This window comes from Paenibacillus marchantiophytorum (genome assembly GCF_014640555.1).
Classification (GTDB): Bacteria; Bacillota; Bacilli; order Paenibacillales; family NBRC-103111; genus Paenibacillus_E; species Paenibacillus_E marchantiophytorum.
The window spans coordinates 38900-55097 of the sequence record NZ_BMHE01000003.1; the positions used below are offsets into that span (position 1 = coordinate 38900).

Annotated in this window: 12 protein-coding genes and 3 pseudogenes; all 15 read right to left on the reverse strand. The window is 47.4% G+C overall.

Going from position 1 to position 16198, the window contains the following annotated elements; all coding sequences use genetic code 11:
* The 15 genes and pseudogenes from IEY34_RS04155 to IEY34_RS04215 all read right to left on the reverse strand — a co-directional run bounded on the left by IEY34_RS04155 (position 1) and on the right by IEY34_RS04215 (position 16181).
* Positions 1-2346 (reverse strand): FAD-dependent oxidoreductase, encoded by a 2346-nt coding sequence (locus IEY34_RS04155; RefSeq protein WP_189008051.1) that lies wholly within the window; start codon positions 2344-2346, stop codon positions 1-3.
* Positions 2347-2559: 213 nt separating this feature from the next.
* Positions 2560-3648 (reverse strand): ABC transporter substrate-binding protein, encoded by a 1089-nt coding sequence (locus IEY34_RS04160; protein WP_229757462.1) that lies wholly within the window; start codon positions 3646-3648, stop codon positions 2560-2562.
* Positions 3649-3713: 65 nt separating this feature from the next.
* Positions 3714-5378, reverse strand: a complete 1665-nt coding sequence (locus IEY34_RS04165) for a helix-turn-helix domain-containing protein (protein ID WP_189008055.1) — start codon at positions 5376-5378, stop codon at positions 3714-3716.
* A 157-nt stretch (positions 5379-5535) separates the two neighbouring features.
* On the reverse strand, positions 5536-5958 hold the full coding sequence (locus tag IEY34_RS36525; RefSeq protein ID WP_229757463.1) for an ABC transporter substrate-binding protein: 423 nt from the start codon (positions 5956-5958) through the stop codon (positions 5536-5538).
* Positions 5955-6635 carry an AraC family transcriptional regulator gene (locus IEY34_RS36530; RefSeq protein ID WP_229757464.1) on the reverse strand — a complete coding sequence of 227 codons (681 nt, stop codon included), beginning with the start codon at positions 6633-6635 and terminating at the stop codon, positions 5955-5957. Before IEY34_RS36530 ends, IEY34_RS36525 begins: the two co-directional genes overlap by 4 nt.
* Positions 6616-6909: a hypothetical protein gene (locus tag IEY34_RS36535; protein WP_229757465.1), complete on the reverse strand. Its 294-nt coding sequence runs from the start codon at positions 6907-6909 to the stop codon at positions 6616-6618. The genes IEY34_RS36530 and IEY34_RS36535 overlap by 20 nt, the downstream gene beginning before the upstream one ends.
* A 606-nt stretch (positions 6910-7515) precedes the next feature.
* Positions 7516-7720: pseudogene (locus IEY34_RS38070) on the reverse strand (transposase zinc-binding domain-containing protein); the annotation flags it as partial.
* Positions 7721-7943: 223 nt separating this feature from the next.
* A complete protein-coding gene (locus tag IEY34_RS04180; protein WP_189008058.1) occupies positions 7944-8669 on the reverse strand; it encodes a ThuA domain-containing protein in 726 nt (241 codons plus the stop codon).
* A 2-nt stretch (positions 8670-8671) separates the two neighbouring features.
* Positions 8672-9694 (reverse strand): Gfo/Idh/MocA family protein, encoded by a 1023-nt coding sequence (locus tag IEY34_RS04185; RefSeq protein ID WP_189008061.1) that lies wholly within the window; start codon positions 9692-9694, stop codon positions 8672-8674.
* A 24-nt stretch (positions 9695-9718) separates the two neighbouring features.
* Positions 9719-9898, reverse strand: a pseudogene (locus tag IEY34_RS04190) (aldehyde dehydrogenase family protein); the annotation flags it as partial.
* Positions 9883-10524: pseudogene (locus tag IEY34_RS04195) on the reverse strand (Gfo/Idh/MocA family protein); the annotation flags it as partial. The pseudogenes IEY34_RS04195 and IEY34_RS04190, both read right to left, overlap by 16 nt.
* A gap of 735 nt (positions 10525-11259) precedes the next feature.
* Complete coding sequence (locus tag IEY34_RS04200) at positions 11260-11373, reverse strand: TerD family protein (protein ID WP_189008734.1); 114 nt, start codon at positions 11371-11373, stop codon at positions 11260-11262.
* Positions 11370-11957, reverse strand: a complete 588-nt coding sequence (locus IEY34_RS04205; RefSeq protein ID WP_189008066.1) for a TerD family protein — start codon at positions 11955-11957, stop codon at positions 11370-11372. Before IEY34_RS04205 ends, IEY34_RS04200 begins: the two co-directional genes overlap by 4 nt.
* A 239-nt stretch (positions 11958-12196) precedes the next feature.
* A complete protein-coding gene (locus IEY34_RS37235; protein WP_189008068.1) occupies positions 12197-15172 on the reverse strand; it encodes a glycosyl hydrolase family 95 catalytic domain-containing protein in 2976 nt (991 codons plus the stop codon).
* 166 nt (positions 15173-15338) lie between these two features.
* Positions 15339-16181, reverse strand: a complete 843-nt coding sequence (locus tag IEY34_RS04215; RefSeq protein ID WP_189008071.1) for an AraC family transcriptional regulator — start codon at positions 16179-16181, stop codon at positions 15339-15341.
* Positions 16182-16198 lie beyond the last annotated feature (17 nt).

Below are 16198 nucleotides of genomic sequence, written 5' to 3' on the forward strand. Positions count from 1 at the left end.
CTATTCTTGATAACAACGAATTTCATAGATTGCAGCCGACGGGTCACCGTTGGTTGCCTCGATGACAACACGCAGCTTAGCTGTTTGAACTGGCTGCTCAAGCGTATATCGGCAATGACGCTGGTAGTTCTCCTTTACCTCAAGGAGCTGCTGCCAGTCACCGCCAACGAAGGCTTCAATCCGATAATCCTTCGGACATTGCGGATCGCGATATAACGGCGCATACCCACGGTATTCCCATAGAAGGCTGCCGGGGAACGTAATCTCAATTTGTTGGATTGATTGAAGATCTTCCCAACGCAGCTCAACCCATTGCGGGAGCGACTCGCGCGGATCCGAGCGCCACAGGTTCGTATATCGATAGGGTCTAGTCACACCATTAATGATATGCTCAGGACGGTAGGCATATTGCGGAGGCTCCACGCGGAAGCTGCGGGTCGGCCCATTCCAATCCCGGCGCATCTTCCCTTCACCCATTTCATATGCACACGTTTGCCCTGGCACAATGCCATCTGAACAATGCCAAACGATGTGGGGATTCGCAAGCAAATCCAAGCGAACGTAGCTGCCAGACTTCAAGCCAGTGGTCTCGTCCAGATGGACATCCCAATCGATCCATTGATACTTGCCCGGCATGATGCGCAGCTCCACTGAGGCAATCGCAGGATTCGCTTCCGAGCGGTAATCCCAGATATGATCGACAGGAATGATTCTGGCTTCCACAATTTGCGGGGAGTCGCTCCAATTGCTCAAACAAACCGAAACCCGGTTCAGAACTCCCTCCGAAATCGCCATCCATTGCCCTTTCCGTTGGCGAAGAAAATCATCCTGGGGCCCCCGTTCGCCAGACGCTTGCAGATCCGCCCTTACTTCAGCGCCATGGCACGCCGCTTGGCTGCTTGCTGTCACTTGCGCGCAGCGCGCAAGATCCAACTCGTCTTCGTTCGTTGTATTCAGCAGGAAGCAGCCATCGCGAAGCAGCGTTTGTTTCACTTCCTGAATGGCCTGGCTTGGCACATCGGCAAGTGCCAGTCCTTTCCGCAAAGCAATCGCTGCGGCTGTTCCAACCGCTTGCCCAACAAGCGCGGTCGTCGCCATAACACGCACCGTTCCTAATGCTGCATGTGTCACAGAAATGTTCCTGCCGGCCATCATCAAGTTATCGACATCCTTGGCAATCGTCGACCTGAGTGGAATGCCATAAGGCCCACAGTAGCTTTTGACCATATAGGCGGACGTCTCATCGTAACCTTCAGAGCTGGCATGCTCGCTCGTAGGCGCAAGTAATCCACCCGGCGTGTGCAAATCAAGGAACCAGCCTCCGTAAGCAATTTCGTCTTCAAAGACGGTGTTGTTTAAAGGATCATGCTCGGTCATTAAATACTGCCCCATAATTCTGCGGCTTTCTCGTTTGCCCGGCACTTGACCGATCCAATCCATCGCATGATTGACAGCCAGTTCTTTGGTAAGCGGATCTTTGTTCTTGATCCAATCCCAAATGCCCAAGACATAGCGCGTCAGCTCATGACGAATATCTTCACTTTCATAAATCGTATGCCAAGGCACACCAATCTCGATCCACCAGTAACCCCCACGCAGATCGTTCGGGTTACGTCCCTGTTTATAGAAAAAGTCCGGATTATCGAGCTTCGCCACCCAATCAGGAGCGGTGAACGGAACCGGGTAACCAATATCCTTCGTTTTAAAATGAATCGAACTCCCCATGACATCTCCGCTGGCCTCAAGTGGCGCATGCGGTTCGCCAAACTCCTGGCGTCCTTCGGAACCCATCCGCCATTCACAGCCGGCCCGGTCGGCAACGATGCCGTCCCCTGTGCAATCGACGAATACATCCGCTTCTAATTCAAGTTCAATCTCAGCGTTTGCCACATAACCCACGACCGACGCGATCTTTCGCTCATTGCTCATCCGAACATCCAGAATGGACGTATTCAAATAGAAGGTCAAATTCTCTGTTCGTTGTGCCAGATCATACATCGTCATATCCCAAACGCTGTTCGTCCAGCCGTTCTCGAATACCGTCTCGTGATTGCGCGCGCGTTCCTCAATCAACAACTCCGATATGATGCCGGTTTCCTTGGCGTAAACGTGAAACGCTGCAGCACCATGCGGTGTCACTCTGACCTCGGACGAGCTATTCCCTCCGAAGACGGGGCGATCCTGGACCAGACATGTCTTCGCCCCTTGTCTAGCTGAAGCAACAGCCGCACAGAAACCTGCCAGCCCGCCTCCACAAACAACAACATCGTACCTCTCCTTCTTTTGCCGATTTTTTCTTGCTGCATGATTCCCTGCTGTACGAGTATCTTTGAAATCAGTCGTCATTTGCTCAATTCTCCCTTATTCAAGCCTCATCTACCTATCCCTAGATGATAGCGTTTTCTTTTCCTCCTCTACACTTTATCGTGCGTACAACTATAATAAAATATCTCCATTTTTGATTTGATGCCTTCATTTTGGTTGCCTAAATTGCGTCTTGTAGTTCCCTACCTTACCAGAATTTGTCGCTTGTAAACGGATCATCTCTTGCAACTTACTTTACTTAGATGAAATTGGAGCCAGCCATTTCGCCAATTCTTCCGTTTGGGACAGTACGGCGATGGGATCGTAATACCAAGAGTGCTCTTCTTTCCAGACATAGACATGGTTGTTCTTGAAAGCAGGCAGTGAATTCCACAGCGGATCCTTCTGAAAGTCTTCAAGTGTTTTGCTGTTGGAGGTTATGACCAAATAATCCCCGGCATATTCCACCATCATTTCCGGGCTGAGCTCCGCCCATTGCTTTTCCATAATCGTGCTGGCAACCTTCGCAGGAGGCTTGCGTCCAAGCGATTGATACACAGGCTGGCCGCCTCGTCCGAAGTTGTCTCCATAAGTATATATCGTCTTTTCCGTTACCTCCAGGATCGAGAAAGTTGCCTCCGCCGGCACAGCTTTGTCCACGCGGGCTTTGGCTAAGGCTATACGCCTGTCATAATCGTTTAGCCATGCTGCTGCTTCTTTTTGCTTGCCAAGCAGTTGCCCGAAGTAGGTCAACTCCTCATGAGCATTTTTCAGTTCCCCGTAAGGCACAATAACGGTTGGAGCAATCTTGCTCAGCTGCGCGTAGTTGTCGCTATTGGAGGACAAGATGAGGTCCGGGTTAAGCTGAGCGATTTTCTCAAGATTCATTTTCCCGTAGTCTCCCGTATCCGCAACCTTTTGGAGTGCTTCTTTGAAATAAAGATTTTTCAGAATCAAGCTTGGAGCACCAACCGGAATAACGCCAAGCGGAATCAGGCTCCCGAGATATTCCTCGGCGACGATCCGCTGCGGCTGCAGAGGAATTCTGATATCGCCGTTCATTGTCTTTACCGTCTTTACTTCCGTCCTCTGCTCTGCGACGGGGGAAACGGTTGCCGCTGTCTTCGCAGTCCCGGAAATGCTTGCGCCCTCTGCGCCTTGAGCACCGTTCCTATTCGCTGTGCCATTCCCGACGCTGCTGCATGCCGTCAGCGCAACCATCAGTATAGCTGGCGCCAGCCAGCCAATCGCACGACCAATGGCAGTTCTCTCCGTTTTCCTTCCGATTATTGTGCTGTGTTCGACCTCTATCGGGACCATCGATTGCCCAAATATGTTTGTCATGTTCTCTCCCCGTTCCTAATTGATATTGATTCTCAATTAACAGTACACAACTGGACAATCTTTGGCTATGCCTTGGCATGATAAGAAGGCATGGATTTTTGTGATGTCAACAAAGTCGACACGATGCCGCCGTTAAGCATCATTCGTTCCAACTCCTGCAGCTGCGCACGGCATGATATTGGATCATACCCGTAAAACAGCTCTGACTGCCCCAGCATGAACACACGTCCAGCGCGTACAGCCTCTAGGCACTTCCATTCCTCTGAGGCCAGCACCAACTTCAATCGATCTGACGCCTGCGGTTGATTTGGGCAGCCTGTAATAAAAATGTAATCCGCCTTGTGCTTCGCCAGATCTCCGATATCCACCTCAACATATCCTTTGTGTTCAATGTTCTGTTCCTTGAACTGCCCAGGCAGCCGATATCCGAGTTCGCCATATACTAACTGCGCACCACGGCCATGACTCGCCGCGATTCCATAAGCCATGTGGTCTCCAATCTCCCATACGATTGCGCTGCCAGGTGCGCCATACCTCCGCTTCAGACCATCGCGCAAGCGCTCGGCTTCCTCGCCGATCTGCTCCAGCAGTTCATCGGCCTGCCGCTGGCGGCCAACCATATTCGCAATCAACTTGAACTGGCCGCGCCAGCTCATTCGCATAGGAGACAACTGCACCAAGGGCGCTAACTCAAGCAACTTTTCATATCGATGCGGCAGTTCATAATCCAGTATCACATCCGGTCTTGGCACCGCCCGGCCCTTCCTGTTCCAACCGTCCAACAGTCGCTCCGGAGAATAATGCGCCTTTGCGCCCTGACTTGCAGCAAACCAACTCGCGTACATTCCCCATTCAGGTTGGATGCCAAGCGCCCATAAGGAAGCGCTATGATTGATGTTAAGAGCTGCCGGGCGCAGAGTAGACTTGATATAAGCGGATGGGGATACACCTATAACCTGCTTAAATCTGCGGCTCAAATACAGCCCCTCCCGGTAACCGACCTGGTGGGCTGTGTCATTCAGACTCGTGGTTTGGCCTGACAGCAGCAGTTCCTGGGCACGCCTCACCCGCAACAAAGTCAGATAAGCCGAAAAAGTAGTGCCGGTATGACGCCGGAAGCATCGCGAATAATGCTCCGGACTAATCCCGGCCCGCCTTGCCATATCCTCACGAGTCAGTTCTTCGCCGTAATGAGTATGCAGGTAAATTATACTCTCCTCCATCCAACCTTCCTGCTGTCTTTCCCGCCTCTGCTCTTCCTCGCTTAACTGGCTCATCAGCTCCAGAAATTGCGTTTGCAGCGCCCAAGGATTTCCCTGCTCCCCGACCCAATTGCGCGCCAAATTTTTGGCCGCTGATAGTAATTCAGATCCCGCCTGCTTCAGATACTGACATTTTGGAGTCACCGTCTTCCCCCCAGGCAGCCGCAGGTCCAGCTCAAGGAGCATACCTTCCGCCGGCACTTCGATATTCCGTCCATGTTGGATCTCATCCGCATGCTGCAATCTCAATCTTAGCTTCGATCCGCACAGCAGCACATCTCCTGCCTCAAGTACTAACTTGTCTTTATCTTCAACCTCGCAAATGAGGGTCCCCTGCCAAACAGCAAGCAATAAGCTTCCAGAAACCATCCAATCCTCACCCTGCTGCAGCCATTCCACCGAACTCATCCTCACTGGATGGCCGAATTGAGTCCCTTTCGGCAAACCTATATAAACGGGGTTCTCCAATCTCTTCCCACCCTTTAGCCAAACAATAAAAATTGTACTAAACAATTTTCTTACATGGCATGTAATAATAATCATAAACTCCTAAGTTGAAATACAACTTAGGAGTTAGTTAGAAATTATTCTATTTTACTATTGCGGAATAGTCAAAGCCAAGCGCTTACTGCGCTAATTTCAAGAGATTCTCGGCAGCCAAGCGGATAGCCAGGACGCTTCCCGTGTTGAGTGAATTATCAAACAAGACGACATGATTGTTCTTTACGGCTTTCAATGATTTCCACACGGCCAAACCTTCCTTTTCCAGAATGGCTTGCTTAGCCACCTCAAGCGTATGCTGGATGATAAGATAATCAGGATTCATCTCCGACAAAGCCTCCAGAGTAAGGATGACGCTATCTTCCGGATATCGATCGGGCTTCATTAGCCCAAAGCCCGTCGTTTCGTTATAGTACGTGATATTTTTGATCCCCTGAGCGGTAAAATTGGATTTGCTGTCAACCCTTAACAAAGCGAAGCTTTTATTTTTCAAGTCACCCAACTGATCTTTGGTATTATTGATAATTCCTTGAGTTTCTTTGATCAACTGCTCCGCCTTATCCTCTTTGCTAATAATGCGGGCGCAATGACATCCGGCATTGCCTCAATAATCGCTTCCATATTCAAGTCTTTTCCGGCGCCTAAGTCCGCTATCTCCGCTTTTCCGAAGAAATAATCCAGATACAACGGATGGAGCACGGCTACGCGTTTCGGACGTTCCTTGAGCACCACTTTGCGGTTAGTTGCGTCTGTAATCGTTCTTGGCCACCATCTGCGGGCTAATATAAAGATAATCTGCTCGGAAAAGAAAATCGAGCTTGGCCTTCTCTGCCAATTGGGCCAAGTGGATATAATAATCGATTGACGCCAGCTTCTCGACACCGCTATCCTGTTCCCGCCAGCTGTGCCCTTTTCATCCAAGTTGCCGATAAAGAAAACCCGATGCATAATTGTCTTTCTGTATTCACTGGTTGCTAACATCCTTTCAGCTATGAATAATAACGAAGCCCTGCTGAAATAGAGCGGATTCGCGTAGCCGACACTAACCGCAATGTAACTAATAGGAAAATCACCAATTTTAAGCAGCTCACTAGCTCTCTCCATTCGATACTGAATAAAAAAGTTGATAGGACGGAAACCCGTATATTTATAAAAGTAGTACGAGAAGCGTTTGCTATTCATGGCATTTATGTCTGCTAACTCTTCAAGTGTCACCAGATTCATGTAATTTCTCACGAAGCTTACCGATTCCCCCAGGAGTATGGGCATTCTGATGAAGCATTGTCAACATTTCAATGACTTTTGGGATGGTTTCAACCTCAAGCTTGAAATGAGAATTACACTCATGATTGCTATTTTCAACAGACATCTTATCCAAGCTATAAAAGATGGAGTAATACTCCAACTCGGCCTCACTTGTCACCTTGGCTTCCATGTGCATGCCAGGAGCGGCTTTACCGCCCTGAGAGATGAGCATCTTCATAACGGTTTTCAGCAATCTAGCGGATCCTAGTTCCCTTTGGGCTTTGCAATGACAGAGATCGTCGTGTGAAAAGGAACTATGATCCGCTAAATGGCGGGAACTGGGGTAAACGTAGCATGAAAAGGAACTGAGATCCGCTATGTAAGCGGAAACTGCTGATTCTAACCGGGAAATTGTGCAATAGCGGATCGTAGTTCCCTCTGGCGTGGAATATGGCGGTTTTCGGAATTATAGCGCACTGTAGTTCCCTCTGGATCCCTATCATGACACATTTTCCTACAATCGCGGCTTGACGTTCCCTTATCTCCGCGCGATTGCAAAGCAAGAGGATCTCATTCTGCCAAATAGCTTGTTTATACCTCCAAACCAGCAGCAAGTCGAACAAATAAGTACGTTCACAGCTACCTTGTTCTCATCGCATCTCGTCTCGTATCATCGCATCTCGTCTCGTATCATCGCATCTCATCTCATTACAACTCTTCTCTTCTCTTCTTTTCTCTTCTCTTCTCTTCGCACCGCATCGAACCACTCCATCGTGATGGGGCCGCCTACAACCAAAGCCTGGAGACTGGCGTCAATCTCCAACATTTAATTTCTGGGCTAGCTTCACTCACCCCAACCCAAAAACATGTCTCTTAGACCTTCGTCGATGGTCAAAATATCATGCCGATGGTTGACTTGACATACGTCCTCAGACAAGACTCGGCTCTACTCTTCCGTTTCCCCGCAAGCACACGTCGTGCAGAAACGTCCCTTGCACCGAAAAGGGCACCACCTTAAGATCGTGGCACCCTTCACATGCGATCAGCTTAAACCCTTTGTTCGGGTAAGCTTCGCTCACCCCAAAACATATAAATTCTTATATTCTGAGAAAATTTCTAGCGAGGCCATTCAAAGATGAGCGACCGCGTTTAGAGGTAGGTTTTATCGCCGAATAGAAAGACGTTTTCGGGAACCGAAAACTTATACTTTCTATTGTGGTCAAAAAGCCTTCCAGAGCAACGGCTCTTGGAAAGCTTTTTACCAAAATCACAATTCATTTGCAGCGTTTACAGCTTCTCCAGCGGCTTGACGTTGCCGAAGACTGGGACTGTCGTACCCTTGACCGGTGCGGCCCAGTGGACGGAATTCGAAATCACCTTCAGGATTTCCTGATTATGGTACGTAGGCGAGGTTTCGTGTCCAGGTCTAAAGACGAAAATCTTCCCTTTGCCACGCGTATAAGTCATACCGCTGCGGAAAATTTCTCCGCCCTGGAACCAGCTCACCATAATGAGCTCATCCGGTGCCGGGACATCAAAAAACTCGCCGTACATCTCCTCCTCCGCCAGCTCGATATACTCCCCAAGTCCTTCGGTGATAGGGTGGTTCGGTTGGAGAATCCAGATGCGCTCCTTCTCGTTGGCTTCCCGCCATTTGATATTGCACGAGGTGCCCATCAACTTTTTGAATATTTTCGATTGGGAAGCTGAATGCAGTACGATGAGTCCCATCCCACCAAGGATTCGATCGTGTATTTTTTCAACAATATCATCCCGTACTTCATCGCCTGCGATATGTCCCCACCAGACAAGCACATCGGTGCGGTTTAACACTTCATCGGTCAGCCCGTGCTCCGGTTCGTCCAAGGTTGCTGTAGTAACGTTTAATCGCTGTTTGCTCAAATAATCTCCAATGACGCGATGAATGCCTTGCGGATATATTTTCATCGCTGGCTCATAGTTCAATTCGTGTCTAAACTCATTCCAGACGGTAACGTTAATCGTTGCTTCCATGTTTAAATCTCCTTTGGTGGCTCTATTTTTATTTTCATGCCGCTTTTCGCCGAATCCGCCGCACTGCATGCCATCGACCAGCTGATCAGATTGTCTCCAATATGCGTGGCAGGCAATCTACGTTCCCGAATCGCATCGACCATATCTCCGATTGAATATTCCAGGTAATCCGAATCATTGCATTCAAAAGCAGGAATCGGAATAATTTCCCGTGTACCATCCGACCAAACGATCTGAGGTACATCGTCCTTCAGTTCAATAGCTCCTTGACTGCCCGTAAGAATAATATCACCGTTCCATGAAGTGCACTTCCCCTTATTCACCCAGCTTCCAAAATAAGTCATGAATACGCCGCCTTCAAAGTTAAACACAGCTGCGGTCACCGACTCCCCATTGATTGGACTCCAAGTAGGATTCATGCTTTCTGCATAGACCGAAATCGGATTTTTCCCGAGAATATAACGGACGGAGTCAAAATGATGAATGCTCATTTCTTTCAGCATGATGTCATCGAAAGCCCGGCGCCAGCCGGTAAGTTCAATATTCTTGTGATCCAAGGAAAACCGCCATTCGACGTTTTCGATTGTGCCCACTTTACCCGAATCCACGCATGCTTTGAGCGCTTGAATGACGGGTCTGCGGCGGTAATTTTGATTGACCATGACGTATTTGCCGCAGGTTTGGGCGAACTTATATATTTCAACAGCATCTTCGTAACTGCTGGAGACCGGCTTCTCCATGATCACATGCATGCCGGCTTCCACCGCATCAATTGTTAAAGCCCTATGCGTATGTGGCGGTGTAATGAGCAGTACGAGATCTGCCTTCACTTCGCGCAGCGCTTTTTTGTGGTCCTGGTATAATGGAATATTTTTCCCTTCTAACCTCTGGGCCGCCACCGCTAAATTATTCTCTTCCATATCCACTACGGCGACCAATTCTACTTCTTCCACATTCAAGACGGCACCTAGCCAAAACTTTCCAAAGCCGCCAAGTCCGATTTGAATCACCTTTATTTTCTCCAAACGTCTCACTCCATTCCGTCAGCTCTAATACTTCATGCAAATCGTCGAGATGTCGCTATAGAAATCGATGCTGTACATGCCGCCCTGCCGTCCAATCCCACTCTCTTTGACACCGCCGTAAGGCGTTCTTGGATCACGGAGAAACCACGTGTTGACCCAGGTTAATCCGACTTCGATCTGCTCGGCTACCCGAAATGCGCATCGATCACATAGCGCCAGTGCGCGAACATGTCCACGATAATTCCGCCGCCATCCTCCTTCCGGTAATTCCATGATGGACGCTGCCCTGGCTGCCAGTCCCCCTCGAACACCCAGTAGCCAAACTCCATCCGTACAGATAAAATGTGACCGAAAAATCCGGCTTCGATAAGCCTTTTCAGCTTCAACAGCCCTGGTAGAAAGAGCTTATCCTGCACAACGCCGTTTTTCACGCCGGCATCCTTGGCCAGCCGTGCCAGCTCCAAGGATTCCTCCAAGGTAGGGGCTGTAGGCTTTTCACAATAAATATGCTTGCCTACCGCAATTGCCTTGCGAATGCTATCTACACGGAAGCTCGTCATTTGCGAATCAAAATAAATCTGGTCACGCTCATCTGCCAAGCATTCGTCAAGGTTCGTGCTCCAACGCGAAATGCCGTACGTCTTCGCCAGCGCTTGCAGCTTATGCTCTTGCCGTCCAACCAAAATTGGATCAGGCATTAGCACATCCCCACTGGCAAGCTTCACGCCGCCCTGATTGCGGATTGGAATAATTGAACGGATCAGGTGTTGATTGGTTCCCATCCGGCCAGTTACTCCATTCATGATGATGCCGATTGTATATTCTGCCATGTGTAGTTCCCCTTTCATTGCCTACAAGCAAAGGAATATTCTTATCATAAGTCAGCTAAAGCGAATACGTCTTATGCATATAGGAACTGCATTCTTTATAATGGAAGTTGATTTTATCCCGTTTTCAGACGGCCGATCATGCAATTCCCCCTTTTTTCTGTAGGAGCTCAGATGTCAGTTAACAGTGATTAGCATGATTAATAGTTAATGGGGTTAATTAAAACTGTGAGTGATTGGTCGAATGCAACCAAAGTTAGCTTTTTAACGTTATGGTGACTCTAAACCCATTATAATAAATTCCTTAATTGGAAAATAAATCATTCAAAATTCCTATAAATTAGGTAAAATAAAAACAGTGGGTGAAATAAAAATAAATTTTTTGGATGTTAAGCGTATGTTTGAACTTGTACAATAAAAAAATCAATCCGAGGTGATGATTGTGAATAAAATTGTTGTATTTCTTTGTCTTCTTGCTAGCGCATCTATATTGTTTAGTATTGCTGGAAAAGGTATCACTACCTTCGCTCCAACAATAGGATGGTCTTTGGCTATTTTGTTATTGTCGGTTGCTACAGTATTTGCCCTTGTTAAAAGGCGGAAGTAATTAAACACAAGATTTTTTAACATTAATGCTAGACGGTTTGAAACCAAGACCCTTTTTCCTCAAAAAAAATTCCCCGAGTTTTACACAACTCGGAGAATTTCTTAGGTACATACGGCTGACCGACATTGATACTAAGCTAAACCATAATCTTTCGCTAAACCACCAAGACCATCTTTATATCCACTGCCTACCGCTGAGAACTTCCACTCACATGAATTCCTATATAACTCGCCTACGATTTTTATTGGTAACGTTCAGCTAAGTAATCAATATGAGCTGCATGAGCTCCTTCGCCAATTGCATTAAATTTCCACTCGCCATTATTACGATATAATTCTCCCGTAATCAGCGCCGTCATAGTAGAGTAATTGTCAGTTAAATTAAAGCGAATCAACTCTTGATTATTGGCAGCGTTGACTACTCGGATATAAGCCGATTTAATCATGCCAAAATGCTGGTCTCTTTCATCAGCTTCATAAATGTTCACAACTACAAGAATCTTATGAACATCTGATGGAACTCTGGCAAGATCAATTGCAATTTGTTCATCGTCGCCATGTCCATCGCCTGTCAAATTATCACCAGAATGCATGACAGATCCACAGTCACTGGCAAGGTTATGAAAACATACTACATTCTCGTCTTTCACTAACTTGCCATGTTCATTAAGAAGAAGTGCAGAAGAATCACAATCAATTTCTGGAGTCGTTTGCTTTTTTTGGCCAAATTCTGTCGCTGGATCCCATCCAAGGCCAACTACAAGTTTAGAAAGGCCAGTAGTGCCCTTAGTTAAGTCTATTTTCTGACCCTTTACGAGATTAATACTCATTGTCTAGGTCACCTCCTTTCTAGGGAATCAATCACTTATGAAACTAGTACGACGATACTCTCAAATAGTTCCAAAAAAGAAATAATGTTCAACAAAAATTTTATTAGGCATTTGTAAAGCACCTCTAATAGACCGGAATGTTTCCAAAATGGCAAAAAAAGATCGCCCTCCACTCAGCCGAGTAGGCCAATGGAGCAAGCGATCTTTATGACTGAATAGTGTTCTGTTCCTGGCAATACCTACTGAATGACGATACTATCCAGATTCGGAGCGCTGCCTGTATTATTATAGAATTTAATCGTATTATTCCCTGCATTCAGCTGAATGGAGATCGTCGAATTGTAAGTCGTGCTCCAAGAGGTGCCCGTTAACGGGTAAGCTGTTCCAGCACCGCCGTTAATGCTTATATAATAGGTCTTGGTGTTGTTGGTTAAATAATTAATTTTCATCGTGTAAGTCCCTGCCGTTGCCACATTGACATTGGCAAAGGTAACATAATTCGTCGTGCCGTTTCCAATATTATTGACCGCATTGCCTGCGGAGCAATAAGAACAACTGGCAATCCCTACCGTACCGCTCAAGGTTGCCGCTTCCGCCTCATAATTTGTTGGTGTTGGTGTTGGTGTTGGTGTTGGTGTTGGTGTTGGGGTAGGAGTCGGTGTTGGCGTTGGTGTCGCAGTTGGCGTTGCTGTTGCTGTTGGCGTCGGTGTTGGTGTAGATGTGCCAATGGTAATCTGGTATTTTTGATTGTAATCCGCGCTGAATGTAATATTACCTCCACTTACTGTCGGCGTAAATGCGCTTCCGTTGGGATTTCCACTAGAGTCAAGCGGTTGTACACTTGGTGTACCGCTGCTCCACGGATTTTTAATCGTGACAGGCAAAGTGATTTGCTGCTTATTCACATTATTAATTTGAATACTGCTTATGGCTCCGCCTGATAATGCGCTCGATACCTCGAAGCCGCCTTTGGCTAGGAGCCGTTTAAAGGTAGCGTCATTGCTCGTCGGCCAGTCGGGAAACAGTTTGATGACGCCGTTCTCCGTTTGCATCAGCATCGAATTCACACCCTCAATGGCTCCAGATGTCTCGATACCGCCTCCGCCTTCAAAAGCTGTTACATTGCTTTCTCTCCACAGCTTGGTTGAAGTCGTGTTCGTCAGAGAAGCCTTGAACTTACTCAACAAATCCGCCGCAGGCCAGCCTAACCTTGCCGCAATCGGCCAAACCTTCGGGAAGCCGTTATGGTTGCTGTATCCCGTTAAAGTCCAAGGATGCATATAGCTTAGTGTATTTGTAGCGGTTTGTTTGTAAGCCGTATCAGTGCTGACGTAGGATTCTCCCGGAAAAACAGAGCCTTCCAATTGAACCGGCTGTCCATCAACGTAGATGTATGCAGGAGCAGCATCGTTAGGTCCCATAACTTCCATTAACACATAAACCGGTGTATTCGCCACCCCGTTCACCGTGAAATTCTGGGTAGGGTAAGAAGCGATATGATCGCGTAAGTCCTGCCATTTAGCTACAAGGTTAGCGTCCACACCCAACGTTTGACTCGCATCAATCAGGAATTGGGAATATCTTTTGATAAAGCCAATGTCGATGGCAGGATTCAAATCGTCTCCGCCTTCATGTGCCGAGCTATGCTGGATATCATATTTATAATTCCCGCCGCCCAGATCCACTTTCGTTACATAATCGAGAAAGAACGCTTCAATATTTTTGGCAAGCGGATATAACGTATTTTGCAAATAGGTTTTATCCCCAGTGTACTCGTAATACCAGATTAGCGGCATCACCGCGAAACTGCCGTCGGACTTCTGGTCTTGAAGCTTCGTCCAATCCTTGGATGAAGCGGGCGTATTAATGGATGGCGGAGTTGTAATTAAATTGTAAGGAGCAAGGCTCCTTTGATACAAAATACCTTTATAGCCCGCCGATGCCGTTTTATTTTGCTGAAATGGCGATTCTTTCACAATCACGTTGCTGTAAGGCAAGACCGAATCCGAGCGGTTGCTGGAAAAAGCTCCATAATACAGCGCCTCCGCATTGTAATTCAAGAAATATCTACCGCCCCAATTAGGTATATCGTTGGTTATCCAGTTGCCCCAAATCGACGGCGGCGCAACGCTGTTCGCTCTGCTGGAAGCCCCCAATACATAAAGTGCGCCAAAATAAAACTTATTCATGACGCTGTCATTCAGATTCACATAGGATTTCATCCAGAAGTCCTTCCACCAGGTTTGGTGTTGGGCTTTCAGCGTTGTGATATTTGCTGCGGTTAAGGCATTCACGCCATTGATCGCATTATTCTTCACGGTAGTTAAAGATGGGGCCGCGCTGCCGATGCCGATTCCGCTTTTGATAGTCGTAATAAGCTGCACCGTCGTCCCGGGACTCAAAGTAAACGTTCCTTTGGCATCCGCTGAGCCGTCCGTCGTACCGCTGAAGGAGGCGCCCAACAGCTTGGTAGCTACGGCAATTCGCGACTTATAGTCGGTTGCGCCATTCAAATTGTTCTCGCGCGAGACCCAAAGTACTCCGCTCGTAATCCCGCTTGAATAGGGATACGTGCTGTTATTGTCCTGTGAGACGTTGGATATCGTAATTTTATCCGGCACCCATAAATCCGCGTTTATCGTGACAGCGCTGCTTCCAGCTGGACTTGATAACTCGGTAACGAACACGTCGTCCGAATCCGCCGTCCATGAGGTCATCGTTACGGTCGTACTGCCGAACTGCATGTTCGTGATGACTTGTGCGTTTTGAATATCCTGTTTCATGCTATAGACCGAAGCTGGATTCGTGCCTGCAGTAGGAGAATTGATCGTTAATCCGCCGGCGGACAAGATAGACGGCTGCCATGATGGAGAATTGGACGTATCCGTCGGATTCTTAATGGCATTCCCCCAGAAATCGTTCTTGCCAAAATAAAATTTCTGGCTGCTGACGGTATCTCCAGCCACCACACCGATATTGCCGTTACCTAGAAGCTGACCCGGCGAGTAATTTTTCGTTTGCACGCCGCTAATCGGTGTAGTAACGGTTGGTGAAATGCCAGAGAGCAGGCTCTGAATCGCCGCCCAGTCATCCGCTTGCTCGGAAGCAAATGCTGTAGTCGGACCACTTAATCCTGTCGGTATTGCAACCGACAACACAAACACCAACAATAACCCCCAGACATAGCCTTTTTGACTTGATTTGAACGTTGACATTCTTAAGCACCTCCTAATTAATTTTTGGGAAGTTCCTCTAAGATAGCTTTTGCAGATTGAACGGGATAAGAACTCCCTTATTTAACAATAGGTTAAATAATAAATTTAAGCTTCCTAAAATCAGAAATTTGTTATTAAAAATAGCGCACGTTTTATCGATCACCATTCATACTAAGACCTGTTCATTTCTGGACCGTACCCGATGAACGACCCGATATTGGTTTGGCGACATCTGGATATAATTTTTGAACATTCTGTAGAAGCTGGATAAGGTCTCAAAACCCACCTCAAAGCAAATGCAGACAATTTCCTTGTCCGTTTCGACAAGCATTTTTTTGGCCATTTCGATTCTGACCTCGGTCAAATATTGAATCGGTGTAATTGAATACTGTTTTTTGAAAATATTGTTAACATGCCTGGTACTCATGCCCAATTTGACGGAAATATCGTTCGAATGCAGAATTTCAAAGTAATGCGTATCAATATAAAGACGCAGCTTCTCCGCACGCAGGCTGTCCGCATCAATAACGTGCGAAGGCTGCTGCGCCCTTGCAAGCACGAGCAGCAGCTCAGACAATTTAAGCTTCATGGAGAGAAAATTCAGCGGATTTCCGTGAGACAGCTCGAACAGCATTTTCCGCAGCAGCTGCCGAAGCTCACTGCCGAGAAACGGATTCAAACGGATCAAGCTGGAAACGTTGAAAAAAACGGCGAGCAGCTCTTTTTGTACAGAGATGTCCAGCAATTGTGCATCAAAGGCAAGCACGAGAATCGTCAGATTGGAATCGGATACTACCGCATGCGGAGAGAACGGGACGATAACAACGCCATGGTCCTTGTTGAAATCCAACTGCTTTCCGTCAAGTGTAATTTGACCCTCGCCATCCAACGCATATAGAATTTCATGGAAAGGATGGTCATGCTCCATAATCACATCCCCTTCTTCATGTTTGACTTCATACAAATGAATTCCTTGGATGGAGAGATCGATCACTCTACGATTGCTCATTGCGGCGTTCCTCCTGA

Bases quoted from the DNA above. Each gene is read 5' to 3' on its own strand.
- IEY34_RS36530 (WP_229757464.1), bottom strand. From the start codon at position 6,635: ATGAATCTGGTGACACTTGAAGAGTTAGCAGACATAAATGCCATGAAT.
- IEY34_RS04155 (WP_189008051.1), bottom strand. From the start codon at position 2,346: ATGACGACTGATTTCAAAGATACTCGTACAGCAGGGAATCATGCAGCA.
- IEY34_RS04205 (WP_189008066.1), bottom strand. From the start codon at position 11,957: ATGAGTATTAATCTCGTAAAGGGTCAGAAAATAGACTTAACTAAGGGC.
- IEY34_RS04215 (WP_189008071.1), bottom strand. From the start codon at position 16,181: ATGAGCAATCGTAGAGTGATCGATCTCTCCATCCAAGGAATTCATTTG.
- IEY34_RS37235 (WP_189008068.1), bottom strand. From the start codon at position 15,172: ATGTCAACGTTCAAATCAAGTCAAAAAGGCTATGTCTGGGGGTTATTG.
- IEY34_RS04180 (WP_189008058.1), bottom strand. From the start codon at position 8,669: ATGGAAGCAACGATTAACGTTACCGTCTGGAATGAGTTTAGACACGAA.
- IEY34_RS04160 (WP_229757462.1), bottom strand. From the start codon at position 3,648: ATGACAAACATATTTGGGCAATCGATGGTCCCGATAGAGGTCGAACAC.